This is a genomic window from Streptomyces sp. NBC_00322 (genome assembly GCF_036147535.1).
Lineage (GTDB): Bacteria > Actinomycetota > Actinomycetes > Streptomycetales > Streptomycetaceae > Streptomyces.
In genome coordinates, this window is record NZ_CP108019.1 from 2,669,224 (window position 1) to 2,693,175 (window position 23,952).

Sequence of the window (23,952 nt, forward strand, 5' to 3'; positions counted from 1 at the left end):
CCCGAACCCCCGCGGCCCACCGCCCCGGGCGAGCCCGGAGAACCGCACCGCCACGCCCCGCGACCCGGGCAAGCGCGCAAAACCCGCACCCCGGACCCCCGCAGCCCCCGGTAGGCCCGAGCAGCAGACCGACCGAGAGGAACCTACGCCGCGCCCGTCAACTCCCGGCACTTCTTCACGTCCGCCGCAATCGCGTCCAGCAGCGCATCGATCGAGACGAACTTCTCCTGGCCCCTCACATACGCCAGGAAGTCCACCGCCACATGCAGCCCGTACAGATCCAGCCCCACCCGGTCGATCGCGTACGCCTCCACCGTCCGCTCCGTACCGTCGAACTGCGGGTTCGTGCCGACCGAGATCGCCGCCGGCATCCTTTCCCCGTCCGCCGTCAGCCAGCCCGCGTACACCCCGTCCGCCGGGATCGCCGTGTGCGGCAGCGTTTCCACGTTCGCCGTCGGGTAGCCCAGCTCGCGGCCGCGCTGCGCGCCCCGCACCACCACGCCCTCGACGCGGTGCGGGCGGCCCAGGATCTCGGCCGCTCCCTCGACGTCGCCCTCGGCGATGAGGCGGCGGGTCAGGGTCGAGGAGAACGGCTCGCCGCCCCCCGCCGCGCCGCTGACGTAGAGGTCGACGACCTCGACCTCGTAGTCGTACGTCGTGCCCAGCTCGGAGAGGAATCCGACGTTCCCCGCCGCCTTGTGGCCGAAGCGGAAGTTCGGGCCTTCGATGACCGCCCGCGCGTGCAGCTTGTCGACGAGCACCTTCACGATGAAGTCCGCGGGCGACAGCTTCGAGAATTCGGTCGTGAAGGGAAGGATCAGGACCGCGTCGACGCCCAGCTCGGCCATCAGCTCGGCCCGCCGGTGGTGCGGTGCGAGCAGCGGCGGGTGGCTGCCGGGGCGGACCACCTCGCTGGGGTGCGGGTCGAAGGTCACGACGACGGAGGGCACGCCGAGTTCGCGGGCGCGGGCGACGGCCCGGCCGATGATCAGCTGGTGTCCGCGGTGCACACCGTCGTAGGAGCCGATGGTGACGACGCTGCGTCCCCAGTCCTGGGGGATGTCCTCCAAGCCACGCCAGCGCTGCACTGTGACCGCTCCTCGCCCGAACCTGTGTACGTCATTGCCGATTACGCAGGTCTAAGACTGCCATGCCCGCGGCCGTCGGTTCGCATCGGCACCTGGCTGCCCAGGGTCTCGACCATCCGGCGCGCACCGGGGCCGACCACGACGGCCCGCTTCACGGCGTCCAGGACGGCCAGGTCGCGGGTCTCGTCCTGCTCGTGGCCGAGGAGTACGTCGAGGAGCTCGGCCCGCAGCGCCCGCGAGGCCGGGCTCCCCGGGCGCCGCGAGTACGGGCTGGGGGTGCGTGGTGAGCGCGGCTGCGAGCGCGCTCGCCGGCAGATGGGGATCACCGGCCGCGAAGCGTTGCTACGTACGTCCCCGCGCGTCCCATGCTGTCGACGATAGGTCGCCAGTGATCACCGGGAGAAGGTCGCGTACTGAACGCGCCCCCCAGTACACCCGCCGTTCACTCCGAGCGCCTGCCCGATGGGGTGAATCCCGGGTGCGCGGCGGATAGACCCTTGGGCGAGGGGGATCGTGGAACGGGCAGTGGCCCTGCCCGTTCCACGATGGGACCTCACAGGCGGACCCGGTCAGCCGAAGACGGCGAGGCTCTTGGCCTTGCCCTTCTGCTCCTCGACCAGTGCCAGGAAGCGGCCGTCGGGCCCGAAGACCGCCACGGGCGCGGTGTCGTAGGCGGGCATGTCCAGCCGTACACCGTTGATGAGCAGCTTGGCGCGCTTCTCGTCCACCTCCCAGCGGGCGAACGCGGCGGCGGCAGCGTCGGCGATCGGCATCACGGTCAGCTCCTCCTGGAGCTGCTCCAGCGTCTTCGCCGCGTCCAGGCCGTAGGGACCGACCCGGGTGCGCCGCAGTGCCGTGAGATGCCCGCCGACACCGAGACCGGCGCCGAGGTCACGGGCGAGGGCGCGGATGTACGTACCGGACGAGCAGACGACCGAGACGACCAGGTCGACGACCGGAGTCCCGTCCTCGGCCTCCGCGTCCCGCACGTCGTAGACGCGGAAGGCCGAGACGGTCACCGGACGGGTGGGGATCTCGAAGTCCTCGCCCCCGCGCACGCGCGCGTACGACCGCTTGCCGTCGATCTTGATGGCGCTGACCTTCGACGGCACCTGCATGATGTCGCCGGTCAGCGCGGCCACGCCCGCGTCGATCGCGTCCCTGGTCACCTTGGAGGCGTCCGTGGAGGACGTGATCTCGCCCTCCGCGTCGTCGGTGACGGTGTTCTGCCCCAGCCTGATGGTGCCGAGATATTCCTTCTCGGTCAGCGCGAGGTGACCGAGGAGTTTGGTGGCCTTTTCCACGCCCAGGACCAGCACACCGGTGGCCATGGGGTCCAGCGTCCCCGCGTGCCCGACGCGGCGGGTCCTTGCGATCCCGCGCATCTTGGCGACGACGTCGTGCGAAGTGAAGCCGGACGGCTTGTCGACGATGACAAGGCCGTCCGGCGTCTTGTTGTGCTGCGTCATTCGGAGGCTTCGTCCCCACCCGCGGGAGCGGACATGTCATCATCCTCCGGCTTGCGGTACGGGTCGGCCTCGCCCGCGTACGCCGCGCCCGAGGACGCCTCGCGCACCTTGGCGTCGGAGGCCCGTGCCTTGTCGAGGAGGTCCTCGATCGTCTTGGCGTTCTCCGGGAGAGCGTCCGCCACGAAGGTCAGGGTGGGCGTGAACTTCGTCCCCGCCGCCGCTCCGACCGCCGACCGCAGGACGCCCTTGGCGCTCTCCAGCCCGGCCGCCGCGCTCGCCCGGTCCTCGTCGTCGCCGTAGACCGTGTAGAAGACCGTGGCCTCCCGCAGGTCGCCGGTGACGCGGGTGTCCGTGATGGTCACGTGCGTACCCAGACGCGGGTCCTTGATGCCGCGCTGCATCTTCTCGGCGACCACCTCCCGGATGAGGTCCGCCAGCTTTTTCGCCCGCGCGTTGTCGGCCACTGGTCCTTCTCCCTTTTCCTGCTGTGCCCAGCTCATTCAGTCTTCGTCGCTGTGGAGCCTGCGTCGAACCGACAGCAGCTCCACCTCGGGCCGGGCGGCGACGAGGCGCTCGCACCGGTCGAGTACATCTGTGAGGTGCCCGGTCTCCCCGGACACCACGGCCAGGCCGATCTGGGCCCGGCGATGGAGATCCTGACCGCCGGTCTCCGCCGCGCTCACCGCGTATTTGCGCTGGAGCTCGGCCACGATCGGGCGGATCACGGAACGCTTCTCCTTCAGCGACCGTACGTCGCCGAGAAGCAGATCGAAGGACAGTGTCCCCACATACATGTATGTCCGGATGTCCCGCCGGTACGGGTTCGACGGCCCCGCCAACGACTTGGCAGGGACACAAGAACCGTACACGCAACGGCCGGGGCCGATCGACGGAAATACGTCCCGTCGACCGGCCCCGGTCAGAGGTGTCGATCAGCCGCGAGGCTTCTCGCGCATCTCGTACGTCGCGATGACGTCGTCGATCTTGATGTCGTTGAAGTTTCCGAGGTTGATACCGCCCTCGAAGCCTTCGCGGATCTCTGTGACGTCGTCCTTGAAGCGGCGCAGACCCTCGATGTTGAGGCTCTCCGCGATGACCTTGCCGTCGCGGATGAGGCGGGCCTTGGTGTTGCGCTTGACCTCGCCGGAACGGATGAGAACACCCGCGATGTTGCCCAGCTTGGACGAGCGGAAGACCTCGCGGATCTCCGCCGTACCGAGCTCGACCTCTTCGTACTCCGGCTTGAGCATGCCCTTGAGGGCCGCCTCGATCTCCTCGATGGCCTGGTAGATCACCGAGTAGTACCGGACGTCGACGCCCTCGCGCTCCGCCATCTGCGCGGCACGGCCGGCCGCACGGACGTTGAAGCCGATGACGATGGCGTCGGAGCCCATCGCCAGGTCGATGTCGGACTCGGTGACCGCACCCACACCGCGGTGCAGGACACGGATCTCGACCTCTTCGCCGACGTCGAGCTGGAGCAGCGAGGACTCGAGAGCCTCCACCGAACCGGACGCGTCGCCCTTGATGATGACGTTGAGGTCCTGCACCAGACCGGCCTTGAGCACCTTGTCGAGGTCCTCGAGGGACACCCGGCGGGTGCGCTTGGCGAAGGCGGCGTTGCGCTCACGCGCAGCACGCTTCTCGGCGATCTGACGGGCCGTACGGTCCTCGTCCACGACCAGGAAGTTGTCGCCGGCGCCGGGGACGTTGGTGAGACCCAGGACCAGGACGGGGGTCGACGGACCCGCTTCCTCGACGTTGTTGCCGTTGTCGTCGAGCATCGCCCGGACACGGCCGTACGCGTCACCGGCGACCATCGTGTCGCCGACGCGGAGCGTTCCGCGCTGAACGAGCACAGTGGCGACGGCACCGCGACCGCGGTCGAGGTGAGCCTCGATCGCAATACCCTGCGCGTCCATCTGCGCGTTGGCGCGGAGGTCGAGCGAGGCGTCCGCGGTCAGGACCACGGCCTCCAGCAGGCTGTCGATGTGCAGACCCTGCTTGGCGGAGATGTCGACGAACATGGTGTCGCCGCCGTACTCCTCGGCCACCAGACCGAACTCGGTCAGCTGACCGCGCACCTTGGTCGGGTCCGCGCCCTCGACGTCGATCTTGTTGACCGCGACCACGATCGGCACGCCTGCCGCCTTGGCGTGGTTCAGCGCCTCGATCGTCTGGGGCATCACACCGTCGTTCGCCGCCACCACGAGGATCGCGATGTCGGTGGACTTGGCGCCACGGGCACGCATGGCGGTGAACGCCTCGTGACCCGGGGTGTCGATGAAGGTGATCTTGCGCTCTTCACCGTTGACCTCGGTGCCGGCCTGGTACGCACCGATGTGCTGCGTGATACCGCCGGCCTCGCCCGCAACGACGTTCGTCTTGCGGATCGCGTCCAGCAGTCGGGTCTTACCGTGGTCGACGTGACCCATGACGGTCACGACCGGCGGACGGGAGACGAGCATTTCCTCGCCGCCCTCGTCCTCTCCGAACTCGATGTCGAAGGACTCGAGAAGCTCGCGGTCCTCCTCCTCGGGGCTGACGATCTGAACCGTGTAGTTCATCTCGTCGGCCAGCAGCTGCAGCGTCTCGTCGGAGACCGACTGCGTGGCCGTGACCATTTCGCCGAGGTTCATCATCACGGCGACGAGCGACGCCGGGTTGGCGTTGATCTTCTCCGCGAAGTCGGTGAGGGACGCACCGCGCGACAGGCGAACGGTCTCGCCGTTGCCGCGAGGCAGCATCACACCGCCGACCGACGGGGCCTGCATGGCCTCGTACTCCTGGCGCCTCTGCCGCTTCGACTTGCGGCCACGACGCGCCGGACCGCCGGGACGGCCGAAGGCGCCCTGCGTGCCACCACGGCCGCCGGGACCACCCGGACGTCCGCCGAAGCCGGGACGGCCACCGCCGCCACCGAAGCCGCCGCCACCACCGGGGCCACCGCCACCGGGACGACCGGCGAAACCGCCGCCGCCGCCGGGACGACCGCCACCGGGACCGGCAGGACGACCGGCGAAGCCGCCGCCGCCACCACCGGGACGACCGCCACCGGCGCCGCCGGGACGACCGCCGCCGCCACCGGGACCACGGCCACCGCCGCCACCAGGACCGCCACCAGGACGGGGGCTGGCAGCGGGACGCTGCGGCATCATGCCCGGGTTCGGGCGGTTACCCGCGGGGCCACCGCCGGGACGGGGAGCCTGCGGACGCGGCATGCCGCCGGGGCTCGGACGGGCGCCACCCTGACCCTGCGGCCGGGGAGCGCCGCCGGGACCACCCTGCGGACGCGGGGCGCCGGGACGGTCCTGACCGCCGCCGGGGCGCGGGGCGCCGCCCGGACGGGGCGCCTGCGGGCGCGCCATACCGGTGGAGCCACCCGAGGTGAAGGGGTTGTTGCCCGGACGGGGACCGGCCGGGCGGCCGCCGGGACGCTGGGCGCCCTGACCGGCGGGACGTGCGGGACGCTCGCCACCACGGCCACCGTCACGCTGACCGCCGGCCGGAGCCGGACGGGCGGGACGCGGGCCGGGAGTGGCACCCGCGGGACGCGGGGCCTGCGGCGCGGCGGGCTGGGCCGGAGCCGGGGCCGAGAACTCGGCCGCGGGCACCGGAGCCGCCGGAGCGGGCTTGGCCGGTGCGGGCTTGGGACCCGGACGCGGGCCGGCGGACGCCGGGGCCACGGACGGGGTGCTGGGGGTGCTGCTCGCCGGAGCCTCGGCAGCGGCCGGCTTGGGGGCCGGGACGCCGGGCTTGGGGGCAGCGGGACGGGCCGACGACGCCGGGGACGGCGCAGCGGGCTTGGCGGGCGCGGCCTTGCGGGGCGCGCCGGGCTTGGCAGCGGACTTGCCGGCGGTGCCGCCGGGTCCCTGCAAAGCGTCAGTCAATTTACGTACAACCGGCGCCTCGATCGTCGAGGACGCCGAACGGACGAATTCACCGAGTTCTTGGAGCTTGGCCATGACGACCTTGCTCTCCACACCGAACTCCTTGGCGAGTTCGTATACCCGGACCTTAGCCACTTCGCTCCTTTTAGGTCCGGGTTACCGCCGGACCGTCGCTACTTCATGGGCGTACTCATCGCGTACTCATCGAGTGCTCATCGCAATCTCGACCTACTTCCAACTCGCGAGGTACCTGACCGCACGGGGTCCCGTGCCGTTCTCTTCTTACTGTGCTGCCTGCTCGACATACCGCCGTACATCGGCGGTATCGAGCGGTCCCTTGGCCCTGAAGGCCCGGGGAAACGCCCGGCGGCGAACCGCCAGGTCGAGACAGACCAAGGCGGGGTGTACATATGCACCCCGGCCGGGCAGCGTACCGCGATCATCGGGGACGCAGGCGTCTCCGGTTACCACGATGCGCAGCAGATCGCTCTTGGCCGCCCGCTCCCGGCATCCCACACAGGTTCGCTCAGGGCATGCGCGGGCACGCGTCCGGCCAGACACCTTCAGTCTACCTCCCCGCGCCGACCTCACCCCTTTGGGGCAAGAATCGAACGGTTGTTGTCTTGATCGCGGCCAGGTCCCACCGTCAGCGCAACGGCGTCCTGACCGCCGGGGGTCCGGGGGTGTCCCCCGCAGGACACAGCATTCCTCAGCCCTGTTCGGAGCGCTGGTCGGACCCGTGCTCGCCGCTCTGCTCCGTGTCGGGGCGGATGTCGATGCGCCAGCCGGTGAGGCGGGCGGCAAGGCGGGCGTTCTGCCCCTCCTTGCCGATCGCCAGCGACAGCTGGTAGTCGGGGACGGTCACCCGCGCGGAGCGGGCGCCGAGGTCGACGATCTCCACTTTGCTGACGCGGGCCGGCGAGAGGGCGTTCGCCACCATCTCGGCCGGGTCGTCCGACCAGTCCACGATGTCGATCTTCTCGCCGTGCAGCTCGGCCATGACATTACGCACACGGCTGCCCATCGGGCCGATGCAGGCACCCTTCGGGTTCAGCCCTGAGCGCGTCGACCGTACGGCGATCTTGGTGCGGTGACCGGCCTCGCGGGCGATCGCGGCGATCTCCACACTGCCGTCCGCGATCTCCGGAACCTCCAGCGCGAAGAGCTTCTTCACCAGGTTCGGGTGGGTGCGCGACAGGGTCACGGACGGGCCGCGCACACCCTTGGCGACGCGCACGACGTACGTACGCAGGCGCAGGCCGTGGGTGTACTCCTCGCCCGGCACCTGCTCCTGCACCGGAAGGATGGCCTCGAGCTTGTCGTCCAGCCTGACCAGGACATTCTTGGGGTCCTTGCCCTGCTGCACCATGCCCGCGACGACATCGCCCTCACGGCGGGCGTACTCACCGAAGGTGACGTCGTTCTCGGCGTCCCGCAGCCGCTGCTGGATGACCTGGCGGGCGGTCGTGGCCGCGATCCGCCCGAAGTCGGAGGGAGTGTCGTCGAACTCCTTGGGCTCCTGCCCCTCTTCGAGGTCGGCAGCGTCCTCCTTGGCCCACACCGTCACATGGCCGGTGTCCCGGCTCAGCACCACGCGGGCGTGCCGGCGGCTGCCGTCGGTGCGGTGGTACGCGATGAGGAGGGCCGACTCGATCGCCTCGACCAGCAGGTCGAAGGGGATCTCCTTCTCTTGTGCCAAGCCCTTCAGGAGCTTTACGTCGATGTCCACGGCTACGCCTCCTCTTCCTTCTTGTCCTTGCGGTTGAACTCGATCTCCACGCGGGCCTTGGCGATCTCCGCGAAGGTGACCCGGCGGGCGGTGGGCGTGCGCCCCTTCACACCCGGCACCTCGAGGTCGAGTCCCTCGTCGTCCACGGTGAGGATGCGCGCCACCAGCTCGCCGCTCTCGTGCAGCTGGAGCTTCACAAGGCGGCCGGTCGCGCGAACGTAGTGGCGGTGCTCGGTCAGCGGGCGGTCGGCGCCGGGCGAGCTCACTTCGAGTACGTACTCGCCCTCGCCCATCGCGTCCGTCTCATCGAGCTTCTGCGAGATGACGCGGCTCAGCTCGGCACAGGCGTCCAGCGTGGCGCCCTCGTCGGAGTCCACGATGATCCTCAGCATGCGGCGCTTGCCCGCCCGGGACACCTCGATCTCTTCCAGATCCAGGTCCGCGGCGCTGACGAGCGGTTCCAGCAGCCCGCGCAGCCTCTCGCTCTGGGTGGTGCTCATCCGGGTGACTCCTCGGCCGCGTGTGCTGTTGTGGGATCGTCGCGTGTCAGCTCAAAGGGTATCCGGTTCCGAGGGGTGTTGCCGTCCACCTGTGCCGGACTCGCAGGTACGCTCGCCTGCGGCGATGATCACTGGTCGTAGGGAGACAGGCGTGGGGCGCACGGCGACGACACGCAGGCGTGCGCTCATCGCGACGGGTGCGGCCGCGGTCACGGCGTTGACGGGCTGTTCGAACGAGGAGCCGGAGCGCGGGAGCACCGCCGGCTCGGCTCCCGATCCGGCGCGCGCTCAGACCGCGCTGCGGCGGCGGCTCGCCGCGGCGAGCGGTGCGCTGCGTGACCACTACGACGCGGTCATCGCGCAACATCCGGCCCTGGCAGGGCAGTTGGCCGCCCTGCGGGCCGCGGTCGCCGAGCATGTCACCGCGCTCGGCGGACGACGCGGGTGGCGCGAGCGGTACCGGTTCCCGCCGATGCCCCGGCCGCGCTCAGATCACTGGCCGCGGCCGAGCGCCGCACCTGCGACGTGTACTCCGCCGCGCTCCTCGACGCGGAGCCCGAGCTGGCACGGCTGCTCGCCTCGGTGGCGGCGGCCGGAGCCGCGCATGAGTACCTGCTGACGAAGGGGGCCTCGCGATGAGCACGCTTGACGCCGTACAGGCCGCGCTCGCGGCCGAGCACGCGGCGGTGTACGGGTACGGGGTCGTCGGCGGCCGCATCGGCGAGGCCCGCGAGGCCGAGGTGATGGCCGCGTACGCCGCACACCGGGCCCGCCGTGACGCGCTGGCCCGCACGGCCCGAGACCTGGGCGGCGAGCCCGCCGTGTCGGCCGCCGCGTACGCACTGCCCTTTCCGGTCCCGGACGCGGCCGCGGCCCTGCGGCTCGCCGCCGTGCTGGAGGACCGGGTCGGATGCGTCTACTCCGACCTCGTACGGGCCGCGGGCGGACCGCTGCGGAAGGAGGCCGCGGGCGCGCTGCGCGAGGCGGCCGTCCGCGCGGTGCGCTGGCGCGGCAGCGGCGTAGCCTTTCCTGGGCTCGCCGAGCGGACCGGGAGTCGAGCGCGCTAGGTCCTGTCCGGTCGATCAGGCCGGATCAGTGAGCGTGCGTACCAGGGCACGCGAGCCCGGCAAGATCGGCCGGGCAGGACCCAAGGGGAAAGGGATCAACGAACGCATGGCTTTCGAAGCGCCGCAGCGGCTCGTCCGGGCTCTGGGCGAGAGTGACGACTGGCTCGGGCAGCTGCCCAAGACCGTCCAGGAGGCGGTGGACCGCTGGGAGCTGGACGCCGAGCGGGTGATGGCACCCGGCGGCCGGAGCAGTCTGGTCGTTCTCGTACGGCAGCCCGACGGCACGGCCGCGGCGCTCAAGGTCGCCCCGCCCTCTGCGTCCCTGCCCCTGGAGCGGGCGGCGCTCGCGCACTGGGAAGGCTTCGGCGCGGTCCGCCTCCTTGGCGCCGCGGACGGCGCGCTGCTGCTCGAACGGCTGCATCCGGAAGTCTCGCTGCGGTCCCTGCCGGAGGCCAAGGCGCTGCTGGAGGCGGCGGGGACGGTGCGGCGGCTGTGGGTCGAGCCGCCGGCGGACCACGACTTCGAGACGGTCGCGGAACGGACGGCACGTCAGGCGGAGGCGATGCGGGCAGCCGCGGGACCGGCCGGGCTGGTCTCGGCAGCGCTGGCCGCGCGGGACGAGCTCGCGGCCCTGTCCCCCGAACTCCTGTTGCTGCACGGCAACTTCCGCCAGGGCAAGGTCCTCGCGGCCGACCGCACCCCCTGGCTGGCGGTCGGCCCCGAGCCGCTGGTCGGAGAACGCGCCTACGACCTGGCCCGGCTGGTCCGCGACCGCGTCGAGGACCTGATCGCCTCCGCGGCGGGAGCGTCGGCGGCCCGCCGCAGGGTGAACAAGCTCGCGGACTCGCTGGAGGTGGACGCGGACCGTTTGCGGGGGTGGACGCTGTTCCGGGCGGTGGAGTCGGGCACGCGGGCGATTGCCGCGGGGCGGCGGCAGGAGGGGGAACTGGCGCTGGAGTTCGCGGGCTGGCTGTAGTGCCCCACCCCGCCCCTTCCCGAACTGGGGGCAAGCCCCCAGACCCCGGTACGCCCTTCTGGGGGTCCCCCCACGCCCGCAGGGCGTAGCGGGAGTGTCCTCAAACGCCGGACGGGCTGAATGTCCGCCGGCGTTTGAGGCGCGGGGTCCGGGGCGGAGCCCCGGAACCCGCCGCAGGCGCTACCCCCGCAGCCGCGACACCGCCTCCGCCACCGTGAGCTCCTCGCGCTCACCCGTCCGGCGGTCCTTCAGTTCCACCACGCCCTCCGACGCACGACGTCCCGCCACCACAATCTTCGGGACGCCGATCAGCTCCGCGTCAGTGAACTTCACGCCCGGCGAGACACCCGGCCGCTCGTCGACGAGCACCCGCAGGCCCGCCGCCGCCAGCTGGTCCGCGACCTCCAGGGCCAGTTCCGTCTGGAGCGCCTTGCCCGCGGCGACCACGTGGACGTCCGCCGGGGCGATCTCGCGCGGCCAGCACAGGCCCTTGTCGTCGGCCGTCTGCTCGGCCAGGGCCGCCACCGCGCGGGAGACGCCGATGCCGTACGAGCCCATGGTCACCCGGACCGGCTTGCCGTTCTGGCCGAGGACGTCGAGCTGGAAGGCGTCGGCGTACTTGCGGCCCAGCTGGAAGATGTGGCCGATCTCGATGGCGCGGTCCAGCTTCAGCCCCGTCCCGCACGTGGGGCACGGGTCGCCGTCCTCGACGACGACCACGTCGAGGTAGTCGTCGACCGTGAAGTCCCGGCCGGCGACGACATTGCGCGCGTGCGTGTCGGGCTTGTTCGCGCCGGTGATCCACGCGGTGCCGGGCGCGACCCGCGGGTCGGCGATGTAGCGGACCTTCTCCAGGCCCTGCGGGCCGACGTAGCCGCGTACGAGGTCGGGGCGGCCCGTGAAGTCCTCCGCGGTGACCAGCTCGACCTCCGCGGGGGCAAGGTGGTCGGACAGCTTGCCCAGGTCCACTTCGCGGTTGCCGGGTACGCCCACCGCGACGATCTCGCCGTCGACCTTGACCAGGAGGTTCTTGAGCGTGGCCGAGGCCGGGACTCCCAGGTGCTCGGCGAGGGACTCGATCGTGGGGGTGTCGGGGGTGTCCAGCTCCTCGACGGGACCGTGCCCGTCGGCGGCGACGGCTTCGGCCGCGAAGGTCACGGCCTCGGTGTTCGCCGCGTAGTCGCAGGAGGGGCAGTAGACGAAGGTGTCCTCGCCCGCCGCGGCCGGAGCCAGGAACTCCTCCGACGCCGAGCCGCCCATCGCACCCGAGACCGCCGAGACGATGCGGTGCTCGAGCCCGAGGCGCCGGAAGGTCTTGATGTACGCCTCGCGGTGCAGCGCGTACGACTCGGCCAGGCCCTCGTCGCTCGTGTCGAAGGAGTACGAGTCCTTCATCTGGAACTCGCGGCCGCGCAGGATGCCCGAACGCGGACGCGCCTCGTCGCGGTACTTCGTCTGGATCTGGTAGAGGATCACGGGCAGGTCCTTGTAGGACGTGCACTGGTCCTTGACGAGCTGGGTGAAGATCTCCTCGTGCGTCGGGCCGAGGAGGTAGTCCGCACCCTTGCGGTCGTTGAGGCGGAAGAGCTCCGCGCCGTACTCCTCCCAGCGGCCCGTCGCCTCGTAGGGCTCCTTGGGCAGCAGCGCCGGCAGCAGCACCTCCTGCGCGCCGATCGCGTCCATCTCCTCGCGCACCACGCGGGTGACGTTCTCCAGGACCTTCTTGCCCAGCGGCAGCCAGGACCAGATACCGGCGGCGTTGCGCCTGACGTAACCGGCGCGCACCAGCAGCTTGTGACTGAGCGTCTCGGCGTCCGCCGGGTCGTCGCGCAGTGTCTTGACCATCAGACGGGACATGCGCTGGACCTGGGCCATGGTGAACTCCTGCTCGGAATGTGTGATGAGCAGGAGGTTAGCCGGGCCGCACCGGCAGGCGGAAATCAGTTGTCGCGCAGCAGCGGCAGCGGGGCGCCCATCACCGCGTACGGACTCGGTGCACTGGGGAACATCACCTGGCGCGCGAGGTCCTGGTAGCCGAGCGCGCGGTACAGGCCGCGGGCCGGGCTCTCGATGTCGATCGCGGAGAGGATCGAGCGCGGCTGCTCGACGCTGTCGGTGATCGTGGTGATCAGCGAGCGGCCGATGCCGCGCCCCTGGAAGCCGGGGTGGACATGGAGCTCGGTGATCACGAAGGAGTCGTCGAGCCAGCTGTCGGTGCCGTTACGGCGCAGATACGGCTCGACGACGGTGGACCACCAGTGGGTGCGGCTGTTGGGCATGCCGTACACGAAGCCGACGAGTCGTCCCGTCTCCGTCAGCGCGCCCAGCGCACGCGCGCCGGGGTGGAGGAGATGCCGGTGGACGATATGGCGGCGTACCTCGACCTCGTCGTCACTGAGCCCGAAAGCGAGGGCCTGCACCGCGAGGGCTTCGTCGATCCGCGCGGAGAGATCGACCGGGGCCACGACGACGCTGGGGGTCTGCGGTCCACCGCCTGAGAGTGCTGCCATGCGCGAACCCTACTTTGCGCGGCTCGAGGTCAGAACAGCACGCTCATGAAGGCACCGACCTCACTGAAGCCGACCCTGCGGTATGCCGCTCTGGCTGCGGTGTTGTAGTCGTTGACGTAGAGGCTGGCGACCGGGGCGACGTCCGCGAGGGCGTAGCGCAGAACGGCCGCCATGCCGGTCTCGGACAGCCCGCGGCCGCGGAACTCCGGTGCCACCCAGACGCCTTGGATCTGGCAGGCCTCGTTGGTGGCCGCGCCGATCTCGGCCTTGAAGACGACCTGGCCGTCGTCGATGCGGGCGAACGACCGTCCGGCGCCGACGAGTTCGGCGACGCGGGCCTGGTAGAGCAGTCCGCCGTCGCCGGCCATCGGCGAGATGCCGACCTCCTCGGTGAACATCGCCACGCAGGCCGGCATGATCACGTCCACCTCGTCCTTGCGGATCCGGCGGACATACGGGTCTGGCTCGATGCCCTCGGGAATCTGCTGGGTGACCATCAGCGGCTGGTTGGCGCGTACGTCCCTGGCCGGGCCCCAGCTCGGCTCCAGCAGCCGCCACAGCTGGGAGGTGGGCTCGGCGGGGCCGACGATGGAGGAGCAGCGGCGGCCGGTTCTGCGCGCCCGGTCGGCGAAGGCGCGCACGGCCTCGGGGGTGGCGCAGATGGGGACGAGGTTGGCGCCGGAGTAGCACAGCGAGCGCAGCCGCCCGTCCGCGTACCAGCCCCACATCTCGCCGCCCAGGCGCCATGGGTCGAGTCCGGCGACCTGGACGCGCGACGTGATGAAGGCGTTGGCGACAGGCTCGCTCTCGAGGATGGTGAGCGCTGCGCCGAGGTCACTGGGGTCGAGGACCCGGGTGGTGGTCTGCGTCAACACGAGGGGCCCTCCATCACTCCTTGCGGGCAACGACAGGTGCCGCTCGGTCGGCTAGCGTCGGCACGTGCCCTTGGGCACCGGTCAGGGCTTGACCGTCGCCTCACCGCGAGAAGCCCCTTGGGGCGGAGTCACACGGTCTGCTGATCTCCGAAACTGTACCCGGAGATGCGGGGCAGCACCGCTCACGCAAGGGACCGGGCCTCGACTCCGGAGGAGGCCCGGTCCCTTGCCGCGTGCAGGTCAGCTGACGGAGACCTCGGGCTCGCCCGAGAGGACGCCGTCCTTCTCCATCTGGTCGGCGATCTTCAGCGCCTCTTCGATGAGCGTCTCGACGATCTTCGACTCGGGGACGGTCTTGATGACCTCGCCCTTGACGAAGATCTGGCCCTTGCCATTGCCGGAGGCGACGCCGAGGTCGGCCTCGCGGGCCTCGCCCGGGCCGTTGACGACGCAGCCCATGACGGCGACGCGCAGCGGCACCTCCATGCCCTCCAGACCGGCGCTGACCTGGTCCGCGAGCTTGTAGACATCGACCTGGGCGCGGCCGCAGGACGGGCAGGAGACGATCTCCAGGCGGCGCTGCTTGAGGTTGAGGGACTCCAGGATCTGGATGCCGACCTTGACCTCTTCGGCGGGCGGGGCGGAGAGCGAGACCCGGATGGTGTCGCCGATGCCCTCGGAGAGCAGTGCGCCGAAGGCGACGGCGGACTTGATGGTGCCCTGGAAGGCGGGTCCGGCCTCGGTGACGCCGAGGTGGAGGGGGTAGTCGCACTGGGCGGCGAGCTGCCGGTAGGCGTTGACCATGACGACCGGGTCGTTGTGCTTGACCGAGATCTTGATGTCGCGGAAGCCGTGCTCCTCGAAGAGGGACGCCTCCCACAGGGCGGACTCGACGAGCGCCTCGGGCGTGGCCTTGCCGTACTTCTTCAGCAGCCGGGCGTCCAGCGAGCCCGCGTTGACGCCGATACGGATCGGGGTGCCGGTCTCGCCCGCCGCCCTGGCGATCTCCTTGACCTTGTCGTCGAACTGCTTGATGTTGCCCGGGTTCACCCGGACCGCGGCGCAGCCCGCGTCGATCGCGGCGAAGACGTACTTCGGCTGGAAGTGGATGTCCGCGATGACGGGGATCTGGGACTTCCTCGCGATGGTGGCGAGCGCGTCCGCGTCGTCCTGGGTGGGGCACGCGACTCGTACGATCTGGCAGCCCGACGCGGTGAGCTCGGCGATCTGCTGCAGCGTCGCCCCGATGTCGGAGGTCCGGGTCGTCGTCATCGACTGCACCGACACGGGCGCGTCCCCGCCGACGGCCACGGAGCCGACCTGGATCTTGCGGCTGACCCTCCGGTCGGCGAGCTTCGTCGGAACGGACGGCATTCCGAGAGAAATTGCAGTCATCTGCTGTGCAACCCCAAGGTGTGGATCGAGGTCCCGAGATCGGCGGGCTCCAGGCTCCGAGATTACGGCACGGAGGTTGACCCGAGCACATCGCAGGGGAAACGCCACACAAAGGTAAAGGCCGGACACAAAGGGTGTCCGGCCGTCACCAAAGGGATCACTCAGCTGATTTTGACCGGGTTGACGATGTCGGCGACCAGCACGAGCAGGGTGAAGCAGATGAAGATCCCCGCCACCACATAGGCGACCGGCATCAACTTGGCGACGTCGAAGGGGCCCGGATCGGGACGCCGGAACACCTTGGCGATGTTGCGGCGTACGGACTCCCACAGCGCGCCCGCGATGTGCCCGCCGTCCAGCGGCAGCAGGGGCAGCATGTTGAACAGGAACAGGGAGAGGTTGAAGCCCGCGAGCAGCATCATGAAGGTCGCGATGATGCTCTGCGTCGGGACGTCCAGGTTCAGCACCTCACCGCTGATGCGGGCCGCGCCGACCACGCCCACCGGGGAGTCGGCCTTGCGCTCGCCGTCCGAGAAAGCCGCGTTCCACAGGTCGGGGATCTTGGACGGAAGCGCGACGATGGACTCGACGCCGTTCTCGATCATGTTGCCCATGCGGTCCACGGAGTCGGCGAAGGAGAGCGGCAGGATCTCGGTCCGCGCCGCGAAGCCGAGATAGCCGGCCTCGACGAAGTCCTGGGGAACGGGCTCTCCGTCCGCATCCTTCTTGACCACCATGTTCTTGGCGAGCGTGGCCTTGAGGACCTGCTGCTTGCCGTCCCGCTCGACGGTGATGGTGGCCGGGCCGATCGTCTCGCGGATGTGGTTGGACAGCGTGGTCCAGTCGGCGACGGGCTCTCCGTTGAAGGCGACGATCTTGTCGCCCACCTTCAGTCCCGCGGCCTGGGCGGGCGAGACGGGGTCGCCCTTCTTGCAGGTGTCACGGTCCTCGCTCTGCGAGATGACGCACTTCTGGACGCCCGCGACCTCGGTGGTCTGGGTGGCGAAGCCGTACGCCATCGCAACGCCGAGGAAGATCGCGACGGCGAGGACCAGATTCATGAACGGTCCCGCGAACATCACGATCACGCGCTTCCAGGGCTTGCGCGTGTAGAAGAGACGGTTCTCGTCGCCGGGCTTGAGCTCCTCGAAGGCCGCCGAGCGGGCGTCCTCGATCATGCTGCGGAACGGCGAGGTGGACCGCGACTCGATCCGGCCGTCGTCGCCGGGCGGGAACATCCCGATCATGCGGATGTACCCGCCGGCCGGGATGGCCTTGATCCCGTACTCCGTCTCGCCCTTGTGCCGGGACCAGATGGTGGGGCCGAAGCCGACCATGTACTGGGGCACGCGGATGCCGAAGAGCTTCGCCGTCGACAGATGGCCGAGCTCGTGCCAGGCGATGGAGATCAGCAGGCCCACAGCAAAGAGAGCTATGCCGATAACCGTCAACAGAATCGTCATGCGCGAGCCTCCGCTGTCGCCTTCACTGCCAGTTCCCGTGCCCGTGCCCGGGCCCAGGTCTCCGCTTCCAGGACGTCCGCCACCGTGAGCGGAGTTCCCCTGGCGGGCACACCGTGCTCGGTGACGACTTCGGTGACCGTATCCATGATTCCGTTGAACGGCAGCCGCCCGGCGAGGAAAGCGTCCACGCACTCCTCGTTCGCGGCATTGAACACCGCCGGGGCTGTTCCGCCCAGCTCCCCCACGTGCCTGGCGAGTCCCACCGAGGGGAAGGCCTCGGTGTCGAGCGGGAAGAACTCCCAGGTCGAGGCCTTGGTCCAGTCGAAGGCGGGCGCGGCGTCGGGGACCCGCTCGGGCCAGCCGATGCCGATGGCGATCGGGCCGCGCATATCGGGCGGAGTGGCCTGGGCGAGGGTGGAGCCGTCCGAGAATTCCACCATGGAGTGGACATAGGACTGGGGGTGGACGACGACCTCGATGCGCTCGAAGGGGATGTCGTAGAGGAGATGCGCCTCGATGACCTCAAGGCCCTTGTTGACCAGCGTCGCGCTGTTGACGGTGATCACCGGGCCCATCGCCCAGGTGGGATGCGCGAGGGCGTTCTTGGGAGTGACATCGGCCAGCTCGGCGCGGGTACGGCCGCGGAAGGGGCCGCCGGAGGCCGTCACCACGAGCTTGCGCACATCGGCTCTCGTCCCGGCCGCCAGCGCCTGGAAGAGGGCGGCGTGCTCGGAGTCGACCGGGATGATCTGGCCGGGCTTGGCGAGCGCCTTGACCAGCGGCCCGCCCACGATGAGCGACTCCTTGTTCGCCAGGGCGAGGGTGCGGCCCGCTTCGAGGGCCGCCAGGGTGGGCGCGAGGCCGATGGAGCCGGTGATGCCGTTGAGCACGGTGTGGCAGGCGGATGCGGCGAGCTGGGTGGCGGCTTCGGGGCCCGCCAGGATCTCGGGTACTGGTTCGGAGCCGTACTGCTCGGCCAGCGCCTCGCGCAGTGCGGGCACCACGTCCTCGCGGGCCACCGCGACCGTGTCGACCCGCAACTGCCGCGCCTGCTCGGCGAGGAGTCCGACCCGCCCGCCGGCGGCGGAGAGCGCGGTGACGCGGAAGCGGTCGGGGTTGCGCAGAACCAGGTCGATGGCCTGGGTGCCGATGGACCCGGTGGAGCCGAGCACGACGATGTCGCGGCGGCCTTCGGTCGCGTCGAAGGCGAGATGCGGGTCGGCGAGGGGGGATGGGCTGTCGCTCATGACCCCATTGTGGCCGTAACTGCTGTCCGACTGGACAGTGCGTCCCTATGCGCCGCTCTTCGCGCCCGCCTTGAACTTCTCCCACTGGGCGTTCACGACCTCTTCGGGCACCTTCCCGATGTCCTTGGTACCGAGGAACTCGGCGCGGAAGGACAGGGTGGTCGAGCCGGAGCGGACGACGGTCAGGTACTCGTACAGTTTCAGTTTCCCCTTCACATCGAGGACGGTGAAGCGGTACGCCCTGGCCTCGTCCCCGAAGGCGGGCGCCTTGGCGCGTTCCACCCTGAGGACCTTCGCCCTGGCGACGGCGCGCTCCTCGATGTAGCCCCCGGCACACGAGGTTCCCGCGATGGCCAGGGCCTTCATGACGGCCGCGGCCTGACCCTTCTCGTACGACCGCAGCTGTACGGCAACGCTGAGTCCGGCCATCTGTCCGGGTACGTCGACCTCACGGTTGACCTCGGCGGCGGGGTCATGGGCGGTGGCGCCCTTGGCGAGGCTGACGAGGGGCTGGCAGACGGCGGGATCGGCGGTGTAGTCCTCCCCGAGCGGCCCGCCGAGGGTGTACTCGGAGGCGGTGTACGCGCCGACCTTTTCGCCCTCGGTGAAGGAGACGGCCTTGAGCCGCCCCTCGGTCAGGGCAGCGGGGGCGGCGGCAGTGGGCTTGTCGTCGGACTTCTTTTCCTGGGCGCCGTCGCAGGCGCCGATAGCGCCGAGGACGACCGCCACAAGGGCGACCGTCCGTAGTCGGTCACGCCGATTCCCCGCCCCGAACATCCCTGCCCCGTTTCCGTGTTGACCGTGATCCGTGATCAGAGGTCGATTGTGGGGCAGGGGTGCCGGAGCCGTCGAGTGCTCAGCGGATCGGGCGGTGAACGTTGGTGCGCTCGGACGGGCCGGGCGTCGCGTCGGCAATCCAGGGGCCCTCGCCGCTGGGGTCGATGATGCCCTGTTCCAGCCAGGTGTACGTGCCGGACAGCACGCCGTCCACGACCTTGCGGTCCAGGTCGTCGGTGTTGGACCACAGGCGCGTGAAGAGCTCCTCGACGCGGATGCGGGCCTGGCGGCAGAAGGCGTCGGCCAGTTGGTGCGCCTCGCGGCCGTGGTCCCCGGTGGTGCTGAGCAGCTCCGCGCGTACGCAGGCCGCGCTCATCGCGAACAGCTCCGCGCCGATGTCGACGATCCGGCCGAGGAAGGCCTGCTTGGTCTCCATCCGGCCCTGCCAGCGCGACATGGCGTAGAAGGTGGAGCGTGCCAGCTTGCGGGACGAGCGCTCGACATAGCGCAGATGGGTCGCGAGGTCACCGAACTCGGAGTACGACCGTGGGAGTTGGCCCGGTCCTGCGACCAGCTTGGGCAACCAGCGGGCGTAGAAGGAACCGGCGCGCGCGCCCGCCTTCGCCTTGGCGGACAGGGGCTTGTCGGGGTCGATGATGTCCCCGGCCACGGCCAGGTGGGCATCGACCGCCTCGCGGGCGATCAGCAGATGCATGATCTCGGTCGAGCCCTCGAAGATGCGGTTGATGCGCATATCGCGCAGGATCTGCTCGGCCGGTACGGCGCGTTCGCCGCGTGCCGCCAGCGAGTCGGCCGTCTCGAAGCCGCGGCCGCCGCGGATCTGGACCAGTTCGTCGGCGATGACCCAGCCCATCTCAGAGGCGAAGAGCTTGGCCAGCGCGCCCTCGATACGGATGTCGTTGCGGTCCTCGTCGGCCATCTGGCTGGACAGGTCGAGCACCGCTTCCAGGGCGAAGGTGGTCGCCGCGATGAAGGAGATCTTCGAGCCGACGGCCTCGTGCTTGGCGATCGGCTTGCCCCACTGCTCTCGCGCCACGGACCACTCTCGGGCGATTTTCAGGGCCCATTTGCCGGTCGCGACACAGGAGGCGGGCAGCGAGAGGCGGCCGGTGTTGAGCGTGGTGAGGGCGATCTTCAGGCCGGCACCCTCGGGGCCGATGCGGTTCTCGGCGGGGACCCGGACCTGGTGGAAGCGGGTCAGGCCGTTCTCGATGCCGCGCAGCCCCATGAAGGAGTTGCGGTTCTCGACGGTGATGCCCTCCGAGCCGGCCTCGACGACGAAGGCGGTGATGCCGCCCTTGTGTCCCTCGCTCTTCGGCACCCGGGCCATGACGACCAGCAGGTCGGCGACGACGCCGTTGGTGGTCCAGAGCTTGACCCCGTCGAGTACGTACGAGTCCCCGTCGGGCACGGCCGTTGTCGCCAGGCGTGCCGGGTCGGAGCCGACGTCGGGCTCGGTGAGCAGGAAGGCGGAGATGTCGGTCCGGGCGCAGCGCGGGAGGAACCGCTCCTTCTGTTCCGGGGTGCCGAACATCTTCAGCGGCTGCGGTACGCCGATCGACTGGTGCGCGGAGAGCAGCACGCCGATGGCGGGGCTGGCGGACCCGGCAAGGGCCAGCGCCTTGTTGTAGTACACCTGGCCGAGGCCGAGGCCGCCGTACTTCGTGTCGATCTTCATGCCGAGCGCGCCGAGCTCCCTGAGCCCGTTGATCACCTCGTCGGGGATCCGCGCCTCACGCTCGATCAGCGCCCCGTCGATCTTCGTCTCGCAGAAGTCACGCAGTTTCGCGAGAAAGGCCTCGCCCCGCCGGGTGTCCTCGTCAGCGGGCAGCGGATGCGGATGGATCAGATCGAGCCGGAAGCGGCCCAGGAAGAGTTCCTTGGCGAAACTTGGCTTGCGCCAGTCCTGTTCGCGTGCGGCCTCGGCGACCTGTCGTGCTTCGCGCTCACTGACCTTCGGAGGATCGGAGTGGGGCTGGGACTGGGTCTTGTCGAGTGGTGCGGACATGAGGCTCACCTCGCCGCGAGTCGGGAAGTCCGGGGGCGTCGGCCGGGGCGCTGATCGCCTTTACCGACCGGTGCTACTCGTCCGTACTACCCGATTCCTGCCCTCTCCACCAGTCTGCGTACGCACTCGGGGGACGGCAACGGCCGGAGCCCCCGCACAGTGGGCTCCGGCCGTCGGTCTTGCGCGTACCGGCTGTCTTGACGCGCAGGGGTTACAGCGCGCGGTTTACAGCGCGAGGCCGGTGAGGACCAGCACCCGCTCGTAGGTGTAGTCGTCCATCGCGTAGCGCACGCCCTCGCGGCCCACGCCGGACTGCTTGGCGCCGCCGTACGGCATCTGGTCCGCGCGGTACGAGGGGACGTCGCCGATGATCACGCCGCCGACCTCGAGGGCACGGTGGGCGCGGAAGGCCGTCTGCACGTCGTGCGTGAACACACCCGCCTGCAGGCCGTACTTGGAGTCGTTGACCGCGGCGAAGGCCTCGGCCTCCCCGTCGACCTTCCGGACCGTCAGGACCGGTCCGAAGACCTCCTCGCAGGCCAGCGTGGTGTCCTCGGGGACGTCGGTGAGGACGGTCGGCGCGTAGGAGGCGCCGTCGCGCTTGCCGCCCGCGAGCAGCTTCGCGCCCGCCTGCACCGCCTCGTCCACCCAGGACTCGACGCGCTTGGCGGCGTCCTCGCTGACCAGCGGGCCGACGTCGGTGGCGCTGTCGGACGGGTCGCCGGTGACCTGGGCCTCGACGGCCGCGACGATCTTCGGCAGCAGCCGGTCGTACACCGTGGCGTCGGCGATCACGCGCTGCACGGAGATGCAGGACTGGCCACCCTGGTAGTTGGAGAAGGTGGCGATACGGGTCGCCGCCCAGTCCAGGTCCTGCTCGGACGCGAAGTCGCCGAGGACGACGGCCGCGCCGTTGCCGCCCAGTTCCAGGGTGCAGTGCTTGCGCGGCACCGAGTCCATGATCGCGTAACCGACCTTGTCGGAGCCGGTGAAGGAGATGACCGGAAGGCGCTCGTCCTGGACGAGGGCGGGCATCTGGTCGTTCGGGACCGGGAGCACGGACCAGGAGCCCGCGGGCAGCTCGGTCTCGGCGAGCAGCTCGCCGATGATCAGGCCGGAGAGCGGGGTCGCCGGGGCGGGCTTGAGGATGATCGGCACGCCGACCGCGATGGCGGGAGCGATCTTGTGGGCGCAGAGGTTCAGCGGGAAGTTGAACGGTGCGATGCCGAGGACGGCGCCCTTGGGGAAGCGGCGGGTGAGCGCGAGACGGCCCTGGCCACCGGCGTCGGTGTCGAGGCGCTGGGCCTCGCCGCCGTTGAAACGGCGGGCCTCTTCGGCGGCGAAGCGGAAGACGGAGACGGCACGGCCGACCTCACCGCGGGCCCACTTGACCGGCTTGCCGTTCTCGGCGGAGATCAGCTGGGCGATCTCCTCGGTGCGCTCGACGAGCCGGCGCGACACGTGGTCGAGTGCGGCGGCGCGTACATGGGCCGGGGTGGCCGCGAACTCGTCCCGCACGGCGTGCGCGGCGGCCACGGCCTCCTCGATCTGGGCCTCGGTCGGGACCGAGACCTGGCCGACGAGGCGTCCGTCCCAGGGGGAGGTGACGTCGAGGGCGGTCTCGCCGGTGGCCTCGCGGCCGGCGAGCCAGAAGGCGTGGGTGGAGGTCATGTCCCGGCCCTTCCGAGATAGATGGGGTGTCTCTGCCCCACGGTAGGGGCGGGAGGGCGCGTCGGCGTTTGTCCGGGGTGGAGTGGTGGGCGCGGCGTGTCCGACGGTTTGGCTAGTCACCGGGTTCGTGGTGAGGGTGGACCAGGGGCGTTGGCGGTTGCTGTCCGGTGTGTGGCTTCGCGGGCGAACCGCGACGGGGTCCGGCCTGATCGGCCGGACAGGACCTAGCGGCGGCGTTCCGTCGACACGATCAGGCAGACCCCCGCCACGACGACCGCACCGCCGAGGGCGATCGGCCAGGTGAGCTGCTCGTTCAGGATCAGCGCGCCGAGGAGGACGGCGACCACCGGGTTGACGTACGCATACGTCGCGACCAGGGACAGCGGCGCGGAGTGCAGCAGCCAGGCGTACGCCGTGAACGCGACGACCGAGCCGAAGACGACGAGATACCCGAGCGCCGTCCAGGAGCGGCCGGAGACCTCGTCGAGGGCGAAGCCGTACTGCTCGCCCCGGCCGAGGCCCACCAGCAGACAGCCGATGCCGCCCGCGACCATCTCGTACGCACTGGCCGCGAAGGGATTGGCGGGCATCGGGATGCGTGAGGAGGAGAAGGAGCCCACCGACCACATGACGGTCGCCACGATCACGGTGAGGACGCCCCACAGGCGCACGTCACCGCTCAGGCCGGGAAGGGTCAGCACGGCCAGGCCCGCCAGCCCGAGCAGCACGCCCAGATAGGCCCCGAGGCCGGGCCGCTCGCCGAAGGCCCTGCGCAGCACGACCACCCAGGCGGGCACCACGGCGATCAGCAGGGCGGCGAGCCCGGAGGGCACCGAGGTCTCGGCGAGTACGACCATGCCGTTGCCGCCGAGCAGGAGCATCAGGCCGACCACGGCCGCGGACGCGAGCTGGACCCAGGTGACCTTGAGTGCCGATGTCCCCTGCCGCCAGGCCACGAGCCCGGCGAGGATCAGCCCCGCGACGATGAAGCGGGCTCCGGCTGAGAGGAAGGGCGGCATGGTCTCCACGACGACCCGGATACCGAGGTAGGTGGAGCCCCAGACGACGTACACGATGGCGAGCGCGCCCCAGACGGCTCCGGATATCCGGCGGCGGGGTTCGGCCGCCACGAGGGCGTCGGAGATGTCGGGCGCGGGGGTGTCCGAGGGGGAAGTGCCGGTCTCGGGGGTGCTGGAGTTGGTGGCCACGAGGCAGGACCTTAGGCACTTCGGTCGGCAAGTTCCAATGATTTTGCCCGACTTCGGG

Annotated in this window: 21 protein-coding genes and 1 pseudogene; 3 read left to right on the forward strand and 19 right to left on the reverse strand. The window is 70.4% G+C overall.

What is annotated here, in order from left to right:
* Positions 1 to 143 precede the first annotated feature (143 nt).
* From OG905_RS11915 to rimP, 9 genes are all read right to left on the reverse strand, one after another.
* A complete protein-coding gene (locus OG905_RS11915; RefSeq protein ID WP_328667708.1) occupies positions 144 to 1,088 on the reverse strand; it encodes a bifunctional riboflavin kinase/FAD synthetase in 945 nt (314 codons plus the stop codon).
* Positions 1,089 to 1,129: 41 nt separating this feature from the next.
* A complete protein-coding gene (locus tag OG905_RS11920) occupies positions 1,130 to 1,414 on the reverse strand; it encodes a hypothetical protein (RefSeq protein WP_443043925.1) in 285 nt (94 codons plus the stop codon).
* Positions 1,415 to 1,657: 243 nt separating this feature from the next.
* Positions 1,658 to 2,557: a tRNA pseudouridine(55) synthase TruB gene (truB, locus tag OG905_RS11925; RefSeq protein ID WP_328667709.1), complete on the reverse strand. Its 900-nt coding sequence runs from the start codon at positions 2,555 to 2,557 to the stop codon at positions 1,658 to 1,660.
* Positions 2,554 to 3,021 carry a 30S ribosome-binding factor RbfA gene (rbfA, locus tag OG905_RS11930; RefSeq protein WP_328667710.1) on the reverse strand — a complete coding sequence of 156 codons (468 nt, stop codon included), beginning with the start codon at positions 3,019 to 3,021 and terminating at the stop codon, positions 2,554 to 2,556. Before rbfA ends, truB begins: the two co-directional genes overlap by 4 nt.
* Before the next feature lie 36 nt (positions 3,022 to 3,057).
* Positions 3,058 to 3,351 carry a DUF503 domain-containing protein gene (locus OG905_RS11935; protein ID WP_266488968.1) on the reverse strand — a complete coding sequence of 98 codons (294 nt, stop codon included), beginning with the start codon at positions 3,349 to 3,351 and terminating at the stop codon, positions 3,058 to 3,060.
* Between the two features lie 138 nt (positions 3,352 to 3,489).
* Positions 3,490 to 6,582, reverse strand: a complete 3,093-nt coding sequence (gene infB / locus OG905_RS11940; RefSeq protein ID WP_328667711.1) for a translation initiation factor IF-2 — start codon at positions 6,580 to 6,582, stop codon at positions 3,490 to 3,492.
* A gap of 147 nt (positions 6,583 to 6,729) precedes the next feature.
* Positions 6,730 to 7,008 carry a YlxR family protein gene (locus OG905_RS11945; RefSeq protein WP_324988990.1) on the reverse strand — a complete coding sequence of 93 codons (279 nt, stop codon included), beginning with the start codon at positions 7,006 to 7,008 and terminating at the stop codon, positions 6,730 to 6,732.
* A 148-nt stretch (positions 7,009 to 7,156) separates the two neighbouring features.
* Positions 7,157 to 8,176: a transcription termination factor NusA gene (nusA, locus tag OG905_RS11950; protein ID WP_328667712.1), complete on the reverse strand. Its 1,020-nt coding sequence runs from the start codon at positions 8,174 to 8,176 to the stop codon at positions 7,157 to 7,159.
* A gap of 2 nt (positions 8,177 to 8,178) precedes the next feature.
* Positions 8,179 to 8,676, reverse strand: coding sequence for a ribosome maturation factor RimP (gene rimP / locus OG905_RS11955; RefSeq protein WP_328667713.1), 498 nt, complete (start codon positions 8,674 to 8,676; stop codon positions 8,179 to 8,181).
* Between the two features lie 151 nt (positions 8,677 to 8,827).
* On the opposite strand from rimP, the pseudogene OG905_RS11960 reads away from it, so the two are divergent.
* The 3 genes and pseudogenes from OG905_RS11960 to OG905_RS11970 all read left to right on the forward strand — a co-directional run bounded on the left by OG905_RS11960 (position 8,828) and on the right by OG905_RS11970 (position 10,719).
* Positions 8,828 to 9,315, forward strand: a pseudogene (locus OG905_RS11960) (hypothetical protein).
* Positions 9,312 to 9,743, forward strand: a complete 432-nt coding sequence (locus OG905_RS11965) for a ferritin-like domain-containing protein (RefSeq protein ID WP_328667714.1) — start codon at positions 9,312 to 9,314, stop codon at positions 9,741 to 9,743. The pseudogene OG905_RS11960 and the gene OG905_RS11965 overlap by 4 nt, the downstream one beginning before the upstream one ends.
* Before the next feature lie 106 nt (positions 9,744 to 9,849).
* The gene (locus tag OG905_RS11970) at positions 9,850 to 10,719 is read left to right on the forward strand and encodes an aminoglycoside phosphotransferase family protein (protein ID WP_328667715.1); all 870 of its coding nucleotides are present in this window, start codon (positions 9,850 to 9,852) and stop codon (positions 10,717 to 10,719) included.
* Between the two features lie 180 nt (positions 10,720 to 10,899).
* On the opposite strand, the gene OG905_RS11975 is transcribed toward OG905_RS11970, so the two are convergent.
* The 10 genes from OG905_RS11975 to OG905_RS12020 all read right to left on the reverse strand — a co-directional run bounded on the left by OG905_RS11975 (position 10,900) and on the right by OG905_RS12020 (position 23,894).
* On the reverse strand, positions 10,900 to 12,594 hold the full coding sequence (locus tag OG905_RS11975) for a proline--tRNA ligase (RefSeq protein WP_328667716.1): 1,695 nt from the start codon (positions 12,592 to 12,594) through the stop codon (positions 10,900 to 10,902).
* Between the two features lie 65 nt (positions 12,595 to 12,659).
* Positions 12,660 to 13,229 (reverse strand): GNAT family N-acetyltransferase, encoded by a 570-nt coding sequence (locus OG905_RS11980; RefSeq protein WP_328667717.1) that lies wholly within the window; start codon positions 13,227 to 13,229, stop codon positions 12,660 to 12,662.
* A gap of 29 nt (positions 13,230 to 13,258) precedes the next feature.
* Positions 13,259 to 14,104, reverse strand: coding sequence for a GNAT family N-acetyltransferase (locus OG905_RS11985; protein ID WP_328667718.1), 846 nt, complete (start codon positions 14,102 to 14,104; stop codon positions 13,259 to 13,261).
* A 240-nt stretch (positions 14,105 to 14,344) separates the two neighbouring features.
* A complete protein-coding gene (gene ispG, locus OG905_RS11990; protein ID WP_328667719.1) occupies positions 14,345 to 15,499 on the reverse strand; it encodes a flavodoxin-dependent (E)-4-hydroxy-3-methylbut-2-enyl-diphosphate synthase in 1,155 nt (384 codons plus the stop codon).
* Between the two features lie 161 nt (positions 15,500 to 15,660).
* Complete coding sequence (locus tag OG905_RS11995) at positions 15,661 to 16,962, reverse strand: M50 family metallopeptidase (RefSeq protein ID WP_328667720.1); 1,302 nt, start codon at positions 16,960 to 16,962, stop codon at positions 15,661 to 15,663.
* Positions 16,959 to 18,209, reverse strand: coding sequence for a 1-deoxy-D-xylulose-5-phosphate reductoisomerase (dxr, locus tag OG905_RS12000; protein WP_328667721.1), 1,251 nt, complete (start codon positions 18,207 to 18,209; stop codon positions 16,959 to 16,961). Before dxr ends, OG905_RS11995 begins: the two co-directional genes overlap by 4 nt.
* Positions 18,210 to 18,254: 45 nt before the next feature.
* Positions 18,255 to 18,938, reverse strand: coding sequence for a hypothetical protein (locus OG905_RS12005; protein ID WP_328667722.1), 684 nt, complete (start codon positions 18,936 to 18,938; stop codon positions 18,255 to 18,257).
* A gap of 127 nt (positions 18,939 to 19,065) precedes the next feature.
* Positions 19,066 to 21,015, reverse strand: a complete 1,950-nt coding sequence (locus OG905_RS12010) for an acyl-CoA dehydrogenase family protein (RefSeq protein ID WP_328667723.1) — start codon at positions 21,013 to 21,015, stop codon at positions 19,066 to 19,068.
* A gap of 225 nt (positions 21,016 to 21,240) precedes the next feature.
* On the reverse strand, positions 21,241 to 22,686 hold the full coding sequence (locus OG905_RS12015) for an aldehyde dehydrogenase family protein (RefSeq protein ID WP_324982237.1): 1,446 nt from the start codon (positions 22,684 to 22,686) through the stop codon (positions 21,241 to 21,243).
* Positions 22,687 to 22,910: 224 nt separating this feature from the next.
* On the reverse strand, positions 22,911 to 23,894 hold the full coding sequence (locus OG905_RS12020; protein ID WP_443043926.1) for an EamA family transporter: 984 nt from the start codon (positions 23,892 to 23,894) through the stop codon (positions 22,911 to 22,913).
* Positions 23,895 to 23,952: the final 58 nt, after the last annotated feature.